Raw genomic sequence first — 17,759 nt, 5'->3', positions numbered from 1 at the left:
GCTACCGGCGGCCCTTGACGGCCTTCTTGGCCTTGGCCGGCTTCTTCGCGGCCTTGACCACCTTCTTCGCCACCTTGGCCGGCTTCTTCGCGGCCTTGGCGGGCTTCTTCGCGACCTTCTTCGCGACCTTCTTCGGAGCGGCCTTCTTCGCCGGCGCCTTCTTGGCGGCCGCCTTCTTCGCGGGCTTCTTCGCCGCGGCCTTCTTGGCGACCGGCTTCGCCTTGGCGGCCTTCTTCGCCGCCGGCTTGGCCTTCTTGGCCGGCTTCTTGGCCGGCTTCTTCGCCGGCTTCGGCTCCGCCGCCGGGGCGGGGGCCTCGGCCTGCGCCGGGGCCGCCGGCACGGGCGCGGCCTCGACCGGCGCCGCGGGGGTCTCGCTGCTCACCGCTTCCATCTGCTCCTTGGGCTGCTCCATCTCCGCCTCCTCGAGCATCGCGCGATGCTCCTCGAGTTTCTTCCGCTTCCCGCGCAGCTCCTCCGCGCGGGCGCGGTCCTTCTCCACGACCTCCGGCGGCGCCTTCGCGACGAAGCTCGCGTTCGCGAGCTTCCTCTCGATGCCGGCCAGATCCGACTCCACCTTCGCGAGCTCCTTACCGATGCGGGCCTGCTCGCCGGCCATGTCGACGATCCCGGCGAGCGGCACGCTCACCTCGAACCCGCTGCCCACGCCGGCGGCGCTGCCCTTGCGGCGCGGCAGCGCGGCGCCCGCGGGCGCTCGCGAGATCCCCTGCACGTTGGCGAGGCGGACGATGCGCGAGAGCTCCTCGCCCACGGTCCTCCAGGCGGCCGGCTCGAGGCCGCCCAGCTCGACGTCGCGCAGCGGCGTCTTGAACGGGATGTTCATCTCGCCGCGGATGTTGCGCAGCGCGTCCACGATGCCGAGCACCGGGCCGAAGGCCCGCTCGGCCTCCTCGTCCACCGGCCCGCGGGCCGGGTACGGCGCCACCATGATCGACTCGCCCCAGCCCTCGGCCGAGACCACCTGCCGGAGCGCCTGCCAGAGCTCCTCGGTGATGAACGGCATGAGCGGGTGGAGGAGGCGGAGCGAGGTCTCGAGGCAGTGCGCCAGCACCGCCTGCGTGGCCTGCTTGCGGGCCGGATCCTCGCCGTAGAGCGCGTCCTTGGAGAGCTCGATGTACCAGTCGCAGAGCTCGTGCCAAACGAAGGCGTAGAGCGCGTTGGCGGCGTCGTTGAACCGGTAGCCCTCGAGCGCGTCGAGGGTCTCGTTCACCGCCCGCTGCAGCCGCGCCAGGATCCAGCGGTCGGCCGGGCTCTGCGCCGCGGGCCGGGCGCCGCCCGAGGCCCAGCGGAAGCCGGCGAGGTTCATGAACGCGAAGCGGCTCGCGTTCCAGAGCTTGTTGGCGAACGCGCGGTAGCCCTCGATCCGCTCCTTGGCGAGCTTGATGTCGCGCCCCTGGGCGGTGAGCGCGGCGAGCGTGAAGCGGAGCGCGTCGGCGCCGTGCTGCTCGGTGATGACCAGGGGGTCGATGACGTTCCCCTTGGTCTTCGACATCTTCTGGCCCTTCTCGTCGCGCACCATCGGGTGCAGGTAGACGACGCGGAAGGGCACGTCCTCCATGAAGTGGAGGCCCATCATCATCATCCGGGCCACCCAGAAGAAGATGATGTCGTGGCCGGTCTCCATGACCGACGTCGGGTAGAAGGTCTGGAGCGTGTCGGTCCGGTCGGGCCAGCCGAGGGTCGAGAACGGCCAGAGGCCGGAGGAGAACCAGGTGTCGAGGACGTCCTCGTCCTGGCGCAGCGCGCGCTTGCCGCAGGTCGCGCAGGCCTCGGGCGCCTCGCGCGCCACCGTGACGTGGCCGTCCTCGCAGTACCAGGCCGGGATCTGGTGGCCCCACCAGAGCTGCCGGCTGATGCACCAGTCGTGGATGTTGCGCATCCACGCCATGTACGTGTTGGTCCACTGCTCCGGGACGAAGCGGGTCTTGCCCTCCTCCACGGCGCGGATGGCCGGCTCGGCGAGCGGGGCGATCTTCACGTACCACTGCTTGGAGATGAGCGGCTCGAGCACCGTCTCGCAGCGCTGGCACTTGCCGAGCGGGAGCACGTGCGGCTTGGCGCCGCGGTCGAGGCCGGCCTCGGCGAGGAGCCGCTTCACCTCCTTGCGCGCGGCGAAGCGGTCGAGCCCGGCGAGCGGCCCGGCGGCGGCGTTCATCTTGCCGTCCTGATCGATGACGGTGACGAACGGGAGGCCGTGGCGCTTGCCCACCTCGAAGTCGTTGAAGTCGTGCGCCGGGGTCACCTTCACCGCGCCGGTCCCGAAGGCGGGATCGACGAGGATGGCGTCGGCGACGATGGGGATCTCGCGCCCGGTGATGGGGTGCCGGACCTTCTTCCCGACGAGCGCGCGGTAGCGCTCGTCGTCCGGGTGGACCGCCACGGCGGTGTCGCCGAGCATGGTCTCGGGGCGGGTGGTGGCGACGACGATCTCGCTCACGCCGCCTTCCGGCTCGGCGAGCGGGTAGGCGAAGCTCCAGAGCTCTCCCTGGTGCGCCTCGTCGTGGTTCACCTCGAGGTCGGAGAGCGCGGTGCGGCAGCGCGGGCACCAGTTGATGAGCTTCTCGTCCTGGTAGACGAGCCCCTCCTCGTGGAGCCGCACGAACACCTCGCGCACCGCGCGCGAGAGCCCCTCGTCCATGGTGAAGCGCTCGCGCTCCCAGTCGAGCGAGGCGCCGAGGGCCTTGTGCTGCTCGCCGATGCGCGAGCCGCTCTTCTCCTTCCAGGCCCAGATCCGCTCGAGGAACTCGGCGCGGCCCAGGTCGTGGCGGCTCTTGCCCTCGGTGCGCTGGACCTCCTTCTCCACGATCATCTGCGTGGCGATGCCGGCGTGGTCGGTGCCGGGCAGCCAGAGCACGTTGAAGCCGCTCATCCGCTTCCAGCGGCAGAGCACGTCCTGCAGCGTGGCGGTGAGCGCGTGGCCGAGGTGCAAGGAGCCGGTCACGTTCGGCGGCGGCAGGACGATGGAGAACGGGGGTCGCGCGCGATCGTGCTCGTCGCCGTGGAACCAGCCCCCCTCCATCCAGAAGCGGTACCAGCGCGCCTCCACCTCGCGGTGGTCGTACGCCTTCGCGAGCTCCACCGCCCCCTCTGCCCTCGACTCTTCTGCCACTTCGATCTCCCTGGATTCGCCCGCGGCGCCGGGTTCACCGGGGCCGGGCGCTGCTCTCGGTTTGGTCCTCGAGGAAGCCCGGGCGCTAGCGCCCGAGCTTCTCCTTCATCAGCTGATCGAGCCGCTCGCGGATGATCGCCTCGGCGAGCTGCGGTACCACCTCCCAGGCGATCCGCTCGACCACCTCGCGGGAGGCGCCCGCGAGGGCGGCTCGCAAGGCCGCCTCGCCGCCGTCCTGCTCCGGGGCCACCCCGGGCGCGAGCGCCTGCGCGGCCGCGGCGGCCGGCTCGAGCTCGAGCGCCGGGGCGCCCAGCTCCGCGATCGCCAGCTCCGGGGCGCCGAGCTCGAGCGGCAGCGGGGCCGCCGGCTCCAGGCCGTACGGGTCCTCGCCGAGCTCGGCCGGCGCGGGTCCGCCGAACAGGGCGTCGCGCTCGGAGCGGAGGTCGCCCGCCGGCTCGCCCAGGTCGGCCGCGGCCTCGCCGATGGCCTCGGGGGCCCCGAGCTCGAACGACGGCTCGGTGGCGCCCTCGACAGACCCGAGCTCGAACGGCACCTCGGCCGCGGGCTCGGCACCGCCCAGCTGGAAGGGCTCTTCCGGAGCACCGGCAGCGAGCTCGAATGGCGCCTCGGCCGCAGGCTCGACGCCGCCCAGCTGGAAGGGCTCCTCCGGCGCGCCGGCGGCGAGCTCGAACGGCACCTCGGCCGCGGGCTCGGGGGCGCCCAGCTGGAAGGGCTCCTCCGGCGCGCCGGCGGCGAGCTCGAACGGCGCGGCGCCGAGATCCGGCTCCGGCTCGCCGAGCTCGAGGGGCGCCACCTCGGAGATCGGCTCGAGCTGCCCGAGCTCGAGAGGGGCCGCCTCTGGGACCGGCTCGACCTCGCCGAGCTCGACGGGGGCCTCCTCGCTCGCGGGAGCCGGCTCACCCAGCTCGAACGGCTCCTCCCGGGCGGGCTCCTCCACAGTGCCGAGCTCGTACGGCGCCTCGGCGGGAGTCGGCTCGACCGGCTGGGCGACCGGGAGGTCTCGCGTGATCTCGCCGATGACCTCGAGCTCGAGCGGCATCGGCTCGGGCTCCACGAGGGCGCCGCCCTCGACGGCCTCGAGGGCGGGCGGCTCGAGCGGCTCAGGCTCCACCACCGCGAAGGCCTCGGGCGCGAGCGGCTCGACGGGGGCGGCGGCGAGCGGCTCGTCGCCGAAGAGCGCCTCGGACGGATCGGCGGCGGCCTCGACGGAGAAGGCCTCGAGCGCCGGAGCCGGGGCCTCCGCCTCCGGCTCGACCAGGTCGTCGGTGTCGATGTCGATCTCGCCGAACGGATCGGCCTCGGCCGGCTGCAGCGCGACGGGCGCCGGCGCGAGCGGCTCCTCCAGCTCCAGCAGCGGCTCGGGCTCGAGCGGCGCGGCCTCGAGGACCGGCTCCGAGTCGAGCACCGGCTCGGCCTCGAGGATCGGCTCCGCCTCGAGGGCAGGCTCGGCCTCCAGGACCGGGTCGGCCGGCGCCGGCTCCGGCGCGAGCTCGAGGATGGGCTCGGGCTCGGCCGGGGAAGCGAAGAAGGCGGGCTCCGGCGCCGGTGGGGCGAAGTCGAACGCCGGCGGCGGCGCGAAGACGGGCGGCGGGGGCGGCGGCACGGCCGCGGGCTCGAAGCTCGGGACGGCGCCGGCCGGCGGGACGGCGGTGCCGGGTCGCGGCACCGGCGGCGGGACGAAGGCGGCGGGGGCCGGAGGCGGCTCGGGCGCGGCGACCGCGGCGACGGGCCGGCGCGAGGGCCCGGCCGCGAGGAGCGCGTTCACCTGGTCGATGAGCGCCTGCGTCTGGAAGGGCTTGAGGATGTGCGCGTCGGCGCCGACCCGGGACGCCAGCGCCTCGTCGAAGGCCTCGAAGGTGCCAGCGAGCAGCATCACCGGGATGTGCGCCAGCTCGGGATCGCTCTTCACCGCCTCGCACAGCTGGTAGCCGTTCCTGCGGGGCATGAGGACGTCGGCCAGGATGGCGTCGGGCTGGAGCTCGCGGGCGCGCGCCAGCGCGTCCTCTCCGTTGTCGACCGCCGTGATCCGGACGTCCTCGCGGGCGAACGCGATCCCCACCACCTTCTGGATGGTGATGGAGTCGTCCGCCACGAGCAGGTTCTTGGGCATGTTTTTCCCGCGGAAAGGTCCGTTAGCAGTAACCCCCTGCTTTCACCCATGTCAAGGATTGACGGGCGTTTCCGGCGCGCCGGAGGAGGGCGAGGCCGCGCCGCCTCACGTGGCGAAGAGCGCGTCCCAGGTCGGCCGGCGCACGGCCGCGTCGCGCGGGGCCTCGGTGGCTCCGAGCACGCGGTCGGCGAACACCGCCACGGCGAGCCCGCCCGCGTCCACGAGCAGCGCCGCCGGCCCCGCCGCGGGCGGCGCGTCGCCGTAGATGGCGGCGAGGTCGAAGGCCGCGTGCAGCGCCCTGCCCTGGTAGAGGAGGCCCAGGTGGACCGGCGGCGTGAGGGGCACCGGGTGCACGCGCGGCTGCTCCACCACCTGCACCAGCAGGGGCAGCGGCACGGCGTACACCTGGCCGGCCCGCTCGAAGAGGAGCTCGCGCCCCGGGGCGGGCGGCGCCTCCGGAGGCGGGGCGAGCGGCTCGGCGGCGGGGTTCACCGCCGCCCACCCGAGCGCCTCCGGGGAGAGCTCGAGGGAGAGCTCCCCTCGCGCCACGATGGCCGCGAGGAAGGGCGGCGGCTGCGGGAGCAGCGACCGCGCCGGGAGCTGGAACACCTCGGCGGCCTCCAGGTCGAGGATGCCGAGCAGCCGCTCGACCCGGAGCGCGGTGGGGGGCGACGACTCGGTGACCACCGCGAAGGCGCACGGCCGGAAGGGGCGTCCCAGGGCGACCGCCACCGGCAGCGCCGCCATGGCGAGCCCGTCCACCGAGAGCTCCGCCTCGTCGCCCGGAGCGGCGACGATCTTCCGCACGTGGGAGAGACGGAGCGCGAGGCGCACACCGCCCGCCTCGAACAGGAGCGCCTGCCGCTGGGCCGGGAGTGAGTCCACGCTTCATGGTATACAGCAGGCGATGGCCCACTCGGTGCTCCTCGTCGACGACGAGCGCTTCGCGCGGACGGTCTACTCCGACTACCTCCGCGCCACCGGCTACGAGGTGGCGGTGGCCGAGGACGCCGCCGCCGCGCTCGAGGCGCTGCGGGCCCGCCGCTTCGACGTCCTCATCACCGACGTGATCCTGCCCGGCTCGGACGGGCTCGAGCTCCTCGCGGCGGCGAAGCAGCTCGACCCCGACATCGAGGCGCTCGTCATCACCGCCCTCGACCGGGTGGACCCGGCGGTCCGGGCCATGAAGTCCGGCGCGAGCGACTACCTCGTGAAGCCGGTCACGCCGGAGGCGCTGCAGGTCGCGGTCCAGCGCTGCCTCTCCACCCGCGCGCTCCTCGCCGAGAACAAGGCCCTGCGCGCGCACCTGCAGCTCTTCGAGACCTGCCAGCGGCTCGCCGCCAGCATGGAGCGCGACAAGCTCGTGCAGATGGCGCTCGCCGCGGTCGCCTCGGAGTGCGGCGGCCGGGGGGCGGTCCTGCTCGAGCGGACGCGCGCCGGCGCCGTGGCCGCGGCGGGGCGGCACGCGCTCGGCGACGCGGAGGCGGAGGCGCTCGTGGCCGCGAGCGCGCCGCGCCTCGCCGGCCTCTCGCCCGCCGAGCCGACCGTGCTGCCGGCGGTCGAGGGGATGGGCGTCCCGGTCCTCTTCCCGGTGACCGACGGACAGGTGGTGCTGGCCGTCGCGGCGGTGATCGCACCCGCGCCCCCGACCGCGGAACGGCTCGGCGGCGCCCAGTTCGTCTGCCGCCACTTCGGGCTGGCGCTCCGCACGTTCGGCCAGCTCAAGCAGGTGGAGCACCTCGCCTACCTCGACGACCTCACGCACCTCTACAACGTCCGCTTCCTCGACCTGGCGCTCGAGCGGGAGATCCAGAACGGCCGGCCCTTCACCGTGCTCTTCATGGACCTCGACCGCTTCAAGTCGGTGAACGACACCCACGGCCACCTCAACGGCTCGAAGCTGCTCGTGGAGGTGGCCCGGGTCCTCAAGGCCTGCGTCCGCGACGACGACGTGGTGGCGCGCTACGGCGGCGACGAGTACGTGGCGGTGCTCATGGGGATCGACTCCGGCGTGGGGCTCAAGGTGGCGGAGCGCATCCGGCGCGCCATCGAGGACCACGTCTTCCTGTCGCGCGAGTCGGCGCGGGTGCACATCACCGCCTCCATCGGCCTCGCGAGCTTCCCCGAGCACACCCGCGACAAGGCCGAGGTGCTCGACCTCGCCGACCGGGCCATGTACCGCGGCAAGCGCTCGACGCGGAACGTGGTCTACCTCGCGTCGAAGGACCTGCCGCCGGCGCCGGCGAGGTAGCCCGGGGCGGGTAGCACGGCGCGGGGAGGCGCGCGGGCGAAGCGGCGCGGTGGCGCTACGTGACCGGCGGTCTTCGGCGCTGGTGGACCCGCCCGCTTGGTCTTCGACACAGGGCAGCGCCGCCGCGCCGCCGTCACGACCTGGTTTCACCCGCCCGGGGCGGCTTCCGCCGAAACCGGGCCATGTGCTCCCGCCCGAAGACCTGCTCGGCGCTCGCGAGGTGATGGACCCGGCACGCAAGCCGGACGTTCTCGACCGTCGAGGGACCGCCGAGCGCCACTGGCACGACGTGGTCCAACCCTAGCTGCCAGCGGCTCTCGCAGCGTCGGCCGTCCTCTTCGCGCCAATAGCTGTCAGCGGACAGCGGGCGAACCTCCGGGCGGCTCGGTGCGCGGGCCTCCCCAGGCGTCCGTCCTGAGCCCCCTCTCGTTCGGGAGGGCAAGTGGCCGTTGGCGCACCGGAGGTGGCGAACCGCGGTGCCGCAACCGGAGGGGAGAGCTGCAGTGCAGCCGCGGTGGCGGAGTGCTGAAGGGGCTCTCCTTCGGAGAGCGGAAGTGTGGCGGACACCACGGGCGAGGGAGACAAGACCGAGGCAGTGACGACAGGCTCCATCGGCGCTCCCTCCGGGCAGGGGGAGAGCTGGGGATGAGCGCCGCCCCAGACGTCCCGCATCCTCCCCGCCCCGACGTCCGGCAGCCTCGCCGGCCAATCCGCCCCGGCGCCTTCCCCTCAGCTCGGCCAGGCGCGGAGCGCCCGCTCCGCGACCCGCGCCAGCTCCTCCCGGCCCGCGCCACCCGCCGCCAGCACGGCCATCCCGTGGCCCACCGCCGCGGCGTAGCGCGCGAGCTCGCCGGGGTCCGAGCCGGGAGGCAGGTCGTGCTCGGCCACCGCCCGCTCGAAGCGCGCGCGCAGCGCGGCCACCCCCGCGTCCCGCCGCATCGCCAGCTCCCGGCGGATCGGCTGGGCCTCGTCCCCGCAGGCGAGGCCGCCCTGCACCAGGAGGCAGCCGCGCGGGGATCGCGGCGCGGTCAGCTGGTCGACGGCCCCGCGCCACAACCGCTCCACCACCGCGCGCGCGGTCGGCTCGGCGAGGGCCTCCCCGACGTAGGCCGCGGGCCCCTCGGCGTAGCGGTCGAGGACCCTGCGGAAGAGCTGCTCCTTGTTGCCGAACGCGGCGTAGAGGCTGGGCCGGCTGATGCGCATGGCCCGCGTGAGGTCGGAGAGGGACGTGCCCTCGTACCCCTTGCGCCAGAAGACGCGCAGGGCGCGATCCAGCGCTTCATCCACGTCGAATACGCGCGGGCGTCCCATCGGAAGGTCGACCTCGGAGGATCGTATACCGAAAGGTACATTACTGGCGCTTGACGCGCCGGTCCACCGCTCCTACGTTCTGTACCGATCGATACACAACGATCACCACCACCAAGGAGCACGCCGATGTCTCAGAAGCTCGAAGGGAAGGTCGCGGTCGTCACTGGCGCGTCGAAGGGCATCGGAGCGTCGATCGCCCGGCACCTCGCCGCGGAGGGGGCCGCCGTCGTCGTCGACTACGTCTCGGACCACGAGGGCGCCGCGCGGGTCGTCGCCGACATCGCCCGCGAGGGAGGCAGGGCCGTCGCGGTCCGGGCCGACGTGGCCCAGCCCGAGGACGTCCGGCGGCTGTTCGCCGAGACCCGGCGGGCCTTCGGACGGCTCGACGTCCTCGTCAACAACGCAGGGGTCTACGAGTTCGCGTCCCTCGAGGAGGTCACCGCGAGGCACTTCCACCGGCAGTTCGACATCAACGTGCTGGGGCTGATCCTGGCCACGCAGGAGGCCATCAAGCACCTCGGCCCCGAGGGCGGCAGCATCATCAACATCAGCTCGGTGGCCGCCACCGCCGCCCCTGCGAACACCTCGGTCTACAGCGCGACGAAGGCGGCCGTCGACGCGGCCACCCGGGCGCTGGCGAAGGAGCTCGGGCCCCGGAAGATTCGGGTCAACTCCATCAATCCCGGCATGGTGGAGACCGAGGGGGTGCGCGCCGCGGGTTTCGCGCAGGGCGACTTCCGCAAGCAGATCGAGGTGCAGACGCCGCTCGGCCGGATCGGCCAGCCCGAAGACGTGGGGCCGGTCGCCGTCTTCCTGGCGTCGGGCGACTCCGGGTGGATCACGGGCGAGACGCTCCACGTCTCTGGCGGGAACCGCTGACCCTCCCCGGCCGAGGGCGGGGGGCCCCGGATCACCCGGGTGCCCCCCGCGCCGCCGTCGCGCCTAGTAGTCCATGTCGTCCATGCCGCCGCCCATCCCGCCCATGCCGCCCATCCCGCCGGCGGGCGCGCCGGCCTTCTTCTTGGGCGGCTTGTCGGCCACGAGCGCCTCGGTGGTGAGGAGCAGGCTCGCCACCGACGCGGCGTTCTGGAGGGCGGTCCGCTCCACCTTGGTCGGGTCGATGACGCCCGCCTTCACGAGGTCCTCGAACTCCTCCTTGGCGGCGTTGAAGCCGAAGGCGCCCTTGCCCTCGCGGATCTTGCCGACCACCACCGCCCCCTCCCAGCCGGCGTTCTGGGCGATGCGGCGGGCGGGGAACTCCACCGCCTTCCGCACGATCTCGACGCCGCGCTGCTGCGCCTCCGGGAGCTTCAGCCCCTGCAGCGCCTCGAGGCAGCGCAGGAAGGCGACGCCGCCGCCGGGGACGATGCCCTCCTCGACCGCGGCGCGGGTGGCGTGCAGCGCGTCCTCCACCCGGGCCTTCTTCTCCTTCATCTCCACCTCGGTGGCGGCGCCCACGTTGATGACTGCCACCCCGCCGACCAGCTTGGCGAGCCGCTCCTGCAGCTTCTCCCGGTCGTAGTCGCTGGTGGTCTCCTCGATCTGGCCCCGGATCACCTTCACCCGGGCCTCGATCTCCTCCTTCTTGCCGGCGCCGTCCACGAGGGTGGTGTTGTCCTTGTCCACCGTGATGCGCTTGGCGCGGCCGAGCTCCTTGAGCGTGAGCTGCTCGAGCTTGATCCCGAGCTCCTCCGCGACCACCTGCGCGCCGGTCAGCGTGGCGATGTCCTTCACCATCTCCTTGCGCCGGTCGCCGAAGCCGGGGGCCTTCACCGCGCAGACGTTGAGCGTCCCGCGCAGCTTGTTCACCACCAGGGTCGCGAGCGCCTCGCCCTCGAGGTCCTCGGCGACGATGAGGAGCGGCTTGCCGGAGCGGGCGACCTGCTCGAGCACCGGGATGAGATCGGCCATCGCGGTGATCTTCTTCTCGGTCACGAGCACGTAGGCGTCGTCGAGGACCGCCTCCATCCGCTCCGGGTTCGTCACCATGTACGGCGAGACGTAGCCGCGGTCGAACTGCATGCCCTCGACCACCTCCAGCGTGGTGTCGAGCCCCTTCGCCTCCTCGACCGTGATCACGCCCTCCTTGCCGACCTTCTCCATGGCCTCGGCGATGATCTTGCCGATGGTGGCGTCGCCGTTGGCCGAGACGGTGCCGACCTGGGCGATCTCCTGCTGGCCCTGGGTGGGCTTGGAGAGGACCTTGAGCTGCGCCACGATCGCCTCGACCGCCTGGTCGATACCGCGCTTCAGGTCCATCGGGTTGTGGCCGGCCGCCACGAGCCGGAGCCCCTCCTCGTAGATGGCGCGGGCGAGCACGGTGGCGGTGGTGGTGCCGTCGCCGGCCTTGTCGGAGGTCTTGCTCGCCACCTCGCGGACCATCTGCGCGCCCATGTTCTCGAACTTGCTCTCGACCTCGATCTCCTTGGCGACGGTGACGCCGTCCTTGGTGATGGTCGGGGAGCCGTAGCTCTTCTCGATGACGACGTTCCGTCCCTTCGGGCCGAGGGTCACCGCGACGGCCTCGGCGAGGGTCTGCACGCCGCGCAGCACGGCCTCGCGGGCGTCCTGGTGGAAGGCGATCTCCTTGGCTGGCATCGACTCGCTCCTTTGAAGATTTCGTTAGCTGTTCCGGCGACTTGCGCCACGCTATCGAGTTGGCAGTCGCCGCTGACGGCCGCTAATGTAACCGCGCCGACCGACCCGTCAAGCGAGGCCCGGGGCGTTGACGGACCGTCGCGAGACCGTTACCTCGTCGGGGCGTGGGACGGCCGCCCGACAGCCTGGAGGAGGAGCGCGAGGCCTGCGAGCGCGCGCTCCGGGAGCGCCCCGACGACCTCGAGCTCCTGCTCGACGCCGCCGAGCTGCACGTCGGCCGCCTGCAGCAGGAGGACGGCGACCGGGAGCTGCTGGAGCGCGGCCTCGCCCTCGCCCGCCGCGGCGCGAAGCGCGCCCGCGCCGCCGGGGAGCCGGAGTGGGAGGGGGAGTTCGCGCTGCAGGAGGCGCGGGCGCTCGCGCAGCTCGGCCTCGCCGGCGAGGCGCTCGCGCGCGCCGAGGCGGGGCTGCGGCTCCTCCCGGGCGACCTCGACCTCGCGCTCGAGCGCGGCCTCGCGCTCCACGAGCTCTGCCGCTTCGAGGAGGCCCGCGACGCGCTCGCGGCGGTGGTGCGCGAGGAGCCCGGCGACGCCCTGGCCCACCACGCGCTCGGGCTCGCCCTGGAGCGGCTCGGCGAGCCCCGCGAGGCGGCGCGACACCTCGCCCGCGCCACCCGGCTCGCCCCGGACGACTTCCCGCCGCCCGTCGCGCTCTCCCCCGCCGACTTCGAGGCGCGGGTGGAGGAGGCGCTCGCGGCGCTCCCGGAGCCGGTCCGCCGCTACCTCGAGAACGTCGTGATCCAGGTGGAGGACCTCCCGGCGGCGGACGAGCTGCGCGCCGAGGACCCGCCGCTCTCGCCCTCGATCCTGGGGCTCTTCCGCGGGTCGCCGCTCGGGGAGAAGGCGTCGGCCGACCCCTGGAGCCACTTCCCCTCGGCGATCGTGCTCTTCCAGCGAAACCTCGAGCGGTTCGCGCGGGACGAGCGCGAGCTCACCGACGAGATCCGCGTCACCCTCCTCCACGAGGTGGGACACTTCCTCGGGCTCGACGAGGAGGAGCTCTACCGGCGCGGGCTCGACTAGCGGCCGGCGGCCCCGGGTGGGCCACGCGCAGCTCCCCCGCGCCGCGCCCGCCCGGCTCCGCGGGCCCGCCCGGGCCAGGGAGGGCGGATCCCGCAGGAATGACGCGGAAAATTGACCGGGCGGGCGCGATATCGGATGTTCGGCGGCAATGCCCACCGTGATCGAGTCGATGGAGCTGGTCCAGGTCCTGTCCGAGGCCGAGGACATCGCCCGGAACGTGAACCAGAAGCTGACCAGCGCCCACCAGCTCCTCGCCTTCTTCACGGTGCCCAACCGGGCCGAGCTGCTCCTGCGGGACCGCGGGATCGACGAGGACAAGATCCTCCTCGCCATGACCGGCGCCCCAAAGGAGCCGGACGGCGTCGAGCGAGAGGTCCGGGAGCGGGCGCGCCAGGTGGCCGAGGGGCTGGGGGCCGAGGAGGTGGACTGCCTGCACCTCCTCATCGCCATGAGCCGCGTGCGCCAGGCCGCCGCGCACCAGCTGCTCGCCGGGTGCGGGCTGCAGCTCGCCACCCTGCGCAACGTCGCCCTCTCCTACTTCACCGCCCGCATGCCGCGCCGGCTGCGCGAGGTGCCCGCCCAGGGCCGCCCCCCGCCGCTCGCGCGCCGCATGGCCCCCGCGGCCCCGAGCCCCGCGGACGAGGAGCTCGAGCCGGAGCTCCTCGCCCCCGCCGAGCCGCGCGCCGGGGTGGCGCGGGCCCCGGAGCCCCGGCCGAGCGCCGCGCCGGAGCGGGCCGTCGAGCCCCCCGAGCCGCTCGCCGCCCCCGCCCACCGCGGGCTCGACGCCGCCCGCGCCGCCGCGGCCCTCAAGCCCTCCCCCTACGCGCTCGATCCCCGCGAGTACCCCTGGCTCTCGTCCTTGGCGCGCAACCTCACCGAGCTCGCCCAGCAGGGCAAGCTCGACCCCCTCGTCGGCCGCGACCGCGAGGTGGAGGAGGCGATCGACGTCCTCGGGAAGCGGCGCGCCAACAACCCGCTGCTGCTGGGCGAGCCGGGCGTCGGCAAGACCGCCATCGTCGAGGGGATCGCGCAGCGGCTGCTGCAGGACCGGCCCGGCGAGAAGATCCTGGTCGAGATCGACATGGCGGGCGTGCTCGCCGGGACCCAGCTGCGCGGCTCCTTCTCCGAGAAGCTCAACGGCATCAAGGACGAGGTGCGGCGCGCCGGCGGCCGGGTGGTGGTCTTCATCGACGAGATCCACACCATCATGGGCGCGGGCGCCACCGGCGAGGGCCCCCAGGACGCCGCCAACGAGCTCAAGGCGGCGCTGGCGCGCGGCGAGTTCCCCTGCATCGGCGCGACCACCCACGACGAGTACCGCCAGCACATCGAGAAGGACCCGGCGCTCGAGCGCCGCTTCGCGCCGGTGCTGGTGCGCGAGCCCTCCATCGACGACGCGACCGCGATCCTCGAGGGGCTGCTCCCCCGCTACGAGCAGCACCACCAGATCCGCTACGCGCCCGACGCGGTGGCCTCCGCGGCCTCGCTCTCGGCCCGGTACATCACCGACCGCTTCCTGCCGGACAAGGCGGTGGCGGTGATCGACCTCGCCGGCTCGCGCGCCCGCCGCGAGGGCAAGCGCGAGGTGGGCGTCCCCGAGGTGGCGAAGGTGGTCGCCAAGATGGCCGGCATCCCGGAGTCGCGCCTCCTCGCCTCCGACCGCGAGCGCATCCTGCGGCTCGAGGCGGCGCTCGCCGAGCGCGTGGTGGGGCACCGGGAGGCGATCGAGCGGATCGCGAGCGTCCTCAAGCGCAACTACGCCGGCTTCGCCACCCGCCGCCCCATGGGCAGCTTCCTCTTCCTCGGCCCCACCGGCGTGGGCAAGACCGAGCTCGCCCGCTCCATCGCCGACGCCCTCTACGGCAGCCGCGACGCGCTCGTCCGGCTCGACATGAGCGAGTGCAGCGAGCCGACCGGCGTGGCCCGCCTCGTCGGCGCCGCGCCCGGGTACGTGGGCTACGGCGAGGGCGGGCAGCTCACCGAGGCCGTCCGCCGCCGCCCGGCGAGCGTGGTGGTCCTCGACGAGGTGGACAAGGCCCACCGCGACGTCCTGCTGCTCCTCCTGCAGGTGCTCGAGGAGGGGCGGCTCACCGACGGCCGCGGGCGCCAGGTGGACTTCTCGAACGCCGTGGTGGTGCTGACGAGCAACCTGGGCGCGGCCGAGGCCACGAGCACCCGGCCGGCGGCGATGGGCTTCGGCGCCGCCGAGCGGGCCGCCCCGCGCCAGGAGCAGGCGGTCGCCGCGGCGCGCGGCGCCCTCCCCCCGGAGCTCTGGAACCGGCTCGACGAGAAGCTCTTCTTCCCGGCGCTCTCGCGCGAGGACGTGGCGCGCATCGCCGCCCTGCTGCTCGCGGAGTCGTCCTCGCGGCTCGAGGCGGAGCGGCGGATCCGGTTCGAGGCCGGCGAGGACGTGGTCGCCCACCTGATCGAGCGCGGCGGCTTCGACCCGACGCTGGGGGCGCGCCCCATGCGCGCGGCGGTGCAGCGGCTCGTCGAGGCGCCGCTCGCCGAGCGGATCCTGCGGGGCGAGTTCCAGGCCGGCGACGCGGTGCGCGTGGCGGCCGACGGCGCCGCCCTGGTCTTCGTGCGGGCGTGACCCGCTCGGCGCTCATCGTCGGCGCCGGCCGGCTCGCCGTCGCGCTCGGGCGCGGCCTCTCCGCCGCCGGGTGGCGGGTGGCGCTCGTGGCCCGGAGCCCCCGCGGGCGCGCGGCCGTGCGGCGGGCCGGGCTCCCGGCGGCCGGCCTCGCGTCGGCGCGGGACCACGCGCTCGTGCTCCTGGCGGTGCCCGACGACGCGGTGGCCGAGGCCTGCCGGAGCGTCGCCCCGCACCTCCGCCGCGGGCAGGTGGTGGCCCACGGCGCCGGCGCCCTCCCGCTCTCGCCGCTCGCCCCGGCCCGCCGCCGCGGCGCGCACCCGGGCTCGCTCCACCTGCTGCAGGCGCTCGCGGGCGGGCCGGTGGCGCCCGGCGGCTTCGCCGCCCTCGCCGGGGACGCGGCCGCGAGGCGGCTCCTCGGCCGCGCCGCGCGCGACCTCGGGCTAAGGCCGATCGCGGTGCCGGAGCGGGGCCGGGCGCGCTACCACGCCGCGGCGGTCGTCGCCTCCAACCTCGCCATGGCGCTCGCGGCGCTGGCGGCCGAGTGCTGGGAGCGGGCCGGCGCGCCGCCCCGGGCCGCCCTCCCCGCCCTCGTGCCGCTGCTGCGCGGCGCCGTCGAGAACCTCGCGGCCCGCGGGCTCCCGGGCGCCCTCACCGGCCCGGCCGCGCGCGGCGACGCCGGCACCGTGGCGCGGCAGCTCGCGCTGCTCACGGGCGAGGACCGCGAGATCTACCGGCTCCTCTCGCGGCGGCTCGTGAGGCTCGCGCGCGCCGGGGGGCTCGATCCCGCGAAGGCCCGCGCGGTGGCGCGGGCGCTCCGCCGCTGAGCTCAGCCCCGGTACAGCCCCCGCTCCTGCAGGTACGCGAGCACCTTGCGCGGCACGAAGGGCGAGGCGTCCTCGCCGCGCGACAGCCGCTGCCGGATCTCGGTCGAGGAGACGCGCGGCAGGAGCGGCAGCGTCTCGGCGCCTTCGGGGTAGCCCTCGCGCCCCACCACGACGATGCGCGCCAGCTCCTTCACGCGGTCGAACCGGTACCACTTCGCGGTGTCGGGCAGGATGTCGGTGCCGAGGACGAGCGCGAACCGGTCGCGGGGGTGCTTCTTCGCGAGGTGCTCCAGCACGCGCGCCGTCTTGCCCACGAGCGGGTCGCCCGCCAGCTCCGCCTCGGCGCCGCAGGCGTGCACGCCGCGGAGCGCCTGCGCGGCGATGCGGCACATCTCGAGCCGATCCTCGAAGGGCGCGAGCTCCTTCCCGAAGGGGTGCTGGTAGGCGGGCATGAGCCAGACCTCGGCCACGTCCTGCGTGGCGAGGGTCCAGTAGGCGGCCATCAGGTGGCCGACGTGCGGCGGGTTGAAGGACCCGCCCAGGAGCGCGATCTCGCGGGCCATGGCTCAGGGATAACGCAGGAACCGGGCGCGCCGCCGCGCGAAGGCCCGCTCCTCCGGGGCGAAGGCGCGCGCCAGCTCCCGCCAGGAGCGCCCCGCCTCCAGCCCGCGGCGCTCGCGGTCCGACCCGCAGAGGAGGTCGAAGGCCGGGACGTCCTGCACGTACTCGTACGGCTCGGTCCGCCACCGGAATCGGGCCGGGTCCTGGGCGCGCGCCAGCGCCACGCAGGCGAGCCCGGTGCGGAAGGGGCGGAACGCCTCCGGGTCGGTCACCTGCAGCTCCACCCCGTGGCACCGCTCCCCGGCGTGCTTGTCCCAGGCGGGCACGAAGCTCACCGGGCGGAAGCCGACCCCCGGCAGCCGCTCCGCCGCGAGCGCCTCGGCGAGACCGGCGCCGTCGAGCCAGGGCGCGCCGAACAGCTCGAACGGCCGGGTGGTGCCGCGCGCCTCGGAGAGGTTGGTGCCCTCGAGCAGGCACATCCCCGGGTAGACGAGCGCCGTCTCCGGCGTGGGCATGTTGGGCGAGGGGAAGACCCAGGGGAGGCCGGTGTCGCGGGCGCGCTGGCGCCGCCGCCAGCCGCGGCACGGCACCACGAGGAGGTTCAGGTCGAGCCCCCGCTCGGCGCGGAAGAGCCCCGCCAGCTCCCCCACCGTGAGCCCGTGGCGCGGGGCGAGGTCGTGCAGGCCGCAGAAGCTCTCGAAGCCCTTCCGCAGCGCCGGCCCCTCCACCTCCACGCCGCCGATGGGGTTCGGCCGGTCGAGCACCACGAAGCCGATGCCGGCCCGCGCCGCCGCCTCCATGCAGAGCATCATGGTGGCCTGGTAGGTGTAGTAGCGGGCCCCGACGTCCTGGATGTCGAACACCAGCGCGTCGAGCCCGTGGAGCTGCTCCGGCGCGGGCGTGAGGGAGTCCACGGTGGGGCCGTAGAGCGAGTGGACCGGCACGCCGGTGCGGGCGTCGTGCTCGTGGCCCACGGCGGCCATGTACTGCGCGTCCCCGCGGACGCCGTGCTCGGGGCCGAAGAGCGCGCGGAGCTTCACCCCCCTCGCCCCGTGCAGGAGGTCGGCGGCGTGGCGGAGCCGGCGGTCCACGGCGGTCGGGTTGCACACCAGCCCCACCGCGAGCCCGCGCAGGGCCTCGAAGCCGGTGTCCACGAGCAGGTCGAGCCCGCTCCGGACGAGGGCGCGCGGGCGCCGCGAGGGAGCGGGGCGGGCGCTGGAGCGCGCCGCGGGGCGGACTTTGGAGCGGGCCGCGGGGCGGCCCTTGCGATCGGCGTTCATC

General features: G+C 74.5%; 12 protein-coding genes and 1 pseudogene. 5 read left to right on the top strand and 8 right to left on the bottom strand.

What is annotated here, in order from left to right; genetic code table 11:
* Nucleotide 1: 1 nt before the first annotated feature.
* The 3 genes from AMPC_RS01780 to AMPC_RS01770 form a co-directional block, all read right to left on the bottom strand.
* Nucleotides 2-3,127, bottom strand: a complete 3,126-nt coding sequence (locus tag AMPC_RS01780) for a valine--tRNA ligase (protein WP_248343834.1) — start codon at nt 3,125-3,127, stop codon at nt 2-4.
* Between the two features lie 85 nt (nt 3,128-3,212).
* Complete coding sequence (locus AMPC_RS20525; RefSeq protein WP_318654309.1) at nt 3,213-5,258, bottom strand: response regulator; 2,046 nt, start codon at nt 5,256-5,258, stop codon at nt 3,213-3,215.
* A 105-nt stretch (nt 5,259-5,363) separates the two neighbouring features.
* The gene (locus AMPC_RS01770) at nt 5,364-6,143 is read right to left on the bottom strand and encodes a chemotaxis protein CheW (RefSeq protein ID WP_248343833.1); all 780 of its coding nucleotides are present in this window, start codon (nt 6,141-6,143) and stop codon (nt 5,364-5,366) included.
* A 22-nt stretch (nt 6,144-6,165) separates the two neighbouring features.
* On the opposite strand from AMPC_RS01770, the gene AMPC_RS01765 reads away from it, so the two are divergent.
* On the top strand, nt 6,166-7,509 hold the full coding sequence (locus AMPC_RS01765; RefSeq protein WP_248343832.1) for a diguanylate cyclase: 1,344 nt from the start codon (nt 6,166-6,168) through the stop codon (nt 7,507-7,509).
* Nucleotides 7,510-7,672: 163 nt separating this feature from the next.
* Here AMPC_RS01765 and AMPC_RS20630 read toward each other — a convergent pair.
* Nucleotides 7,673-7,855: pseudogene (locus AMPC_RS20630) on the bottom strand (HNH endonuclease); the annotation flags it as partial.
* 383 nt (nt 7,856-8,238) lie between these two features.
* Nucleotides 8,239-8,820, bottom strand: coding sequence for a TetR/AcrR family transcriptional regulator (locus AMPC_RS01755; RefSeq protein ID WP_248343831.1), 582 nt, complete (start codon nt 8,818-8,820; stop codon nt 8,239-8,241).
* Nucleotides 8,821-8,946: 126 nt separating this feature from the next.
* On the opposite strand from AMPC_RS01755, the gene AMPC_RS01750 reads away from it, so the two are divergent.
* Nucleotides 8,947-9,699 (top strand): SDR family NAD(P)-dependent oxidoreductase, encoded by a 753-nt coding sequence (locus AMPC_RS01750; RefSeq protein WP_248343830.1) that lies wholly within the window; start codon nt 8,947-8,949, stop codon nt 9,697-9,699.
* Between the two features lie 63 nt (nt 9,700-9,762).
* Here AMPC_RS01750 and groL read toward each other — a convergent pair whose 3' ends face one another.
* Complete coding sequence (gene groL / locus AMPC_RS01745) at nt 9,763-11,418, bottom strand: chaperonin GroEL (RefSeq protein WP_248343829.1); 1,656 nt, start codon at nt 11,416-11,418, stop codon at nt 9,763-9,765.
* Nucleotides 11,419-11,582: 164 nt separating this feature from the next.
* Between groL and AMPC_RS01740 the strand changes: the two genes are divergently transcribed.
* The 3 genes from AMPC_RS01740 (at nt 11,583) to AMPC_RS01730 (ending at nt 15,917) form a co-directional block, all read left to right on the top strand.
* Nucleotides 11,583-12,497, top strand: coding sequence for a metallopeptidase family protein (locus AMPC_RS01740; RefSeq protein WP_248343828.1), 915 nt, complete (start codon nt 11,583-11,585; stop codon nt 12,495-12,497).
* Between the two features lie 148 nt (nt 12,498-12,645).
* On the top strand, nt 12,646-15,093 hold the full coding sequence (locus AMPC_RS01735) for an AAA family ATPase (RefSeq protein WP_248343827.1): 2,448 nt from the start codon (nt 12,646-12,648) through the stop codon (nt 15,091-15,093).
* Nucleotides 15,090-15,917: a Rossmann-like and DUF2520 domain-containing protein gene (locus AMPC_RS01730; RefSeq protein WP_248343826.1), complete on the top strand. Its 828-nt coding sequence runs from the start codon at nt 15,090-15,092 to the stop codon at nt 15,915-15,917. Before AMPC_RS01735 ends, AMPC_RS01730 begins: the two co-directional genes overlap by 4 nt.
* A gap of 2 nt (nt 15,918-15,919) precedes the next feature.
* Here the strand turns inward: AMPC_RS01730 and nadD are convergent, their stop codons facing one another.
* Both nadD and AMPC_RS01720 read right to left on the bottom strand, forming a co-directional pair.
* Nucleotides 15,920-16,480, bottom strand: a complete 561-nt coding sequence (gene nadD, locus AMPC_RS01725) for a nicotinate (nicotinamide) nucleotide adenylyltransferase (RefSeq protein ID WP_248343825.1) — start codon at nt 16,478-16,480, stop codon at nt 15,920-15,922.
* A 3-nt stretch (nt 16,481-16,483) separates the two neighbouring features.
* The gene (locus AMPC_RS01720; protein WP_248343824.1) at nt 16,484-17,758 is read right to left on the bottom strand and encodes an exo-beta-N-acetylmuramidase NamZ family protein; all 1,275 of its coding nucleotides are present in this window, start codon (nt 17,756-17,758) and stop codon (nt 16,484-16,486) included.
* Nucleotide 17,759: the final 1 nt, after the last annotated feature.

The sequence above is a fragment of the Anaeromyxobacter paludicola genome, assembly GCF_023169965.1.
GTDB classification, from domain to species: Bacteria; Myxococcota; Myxococcia; order Myxococcales; family Anaeromyxobacteraceae; genus Anaeromyxobacter_B; species Anaeromyxobacter_B paludicola.
This window is presented reverse-complemented; position numbering and strand designations above follow the sequence as displayed.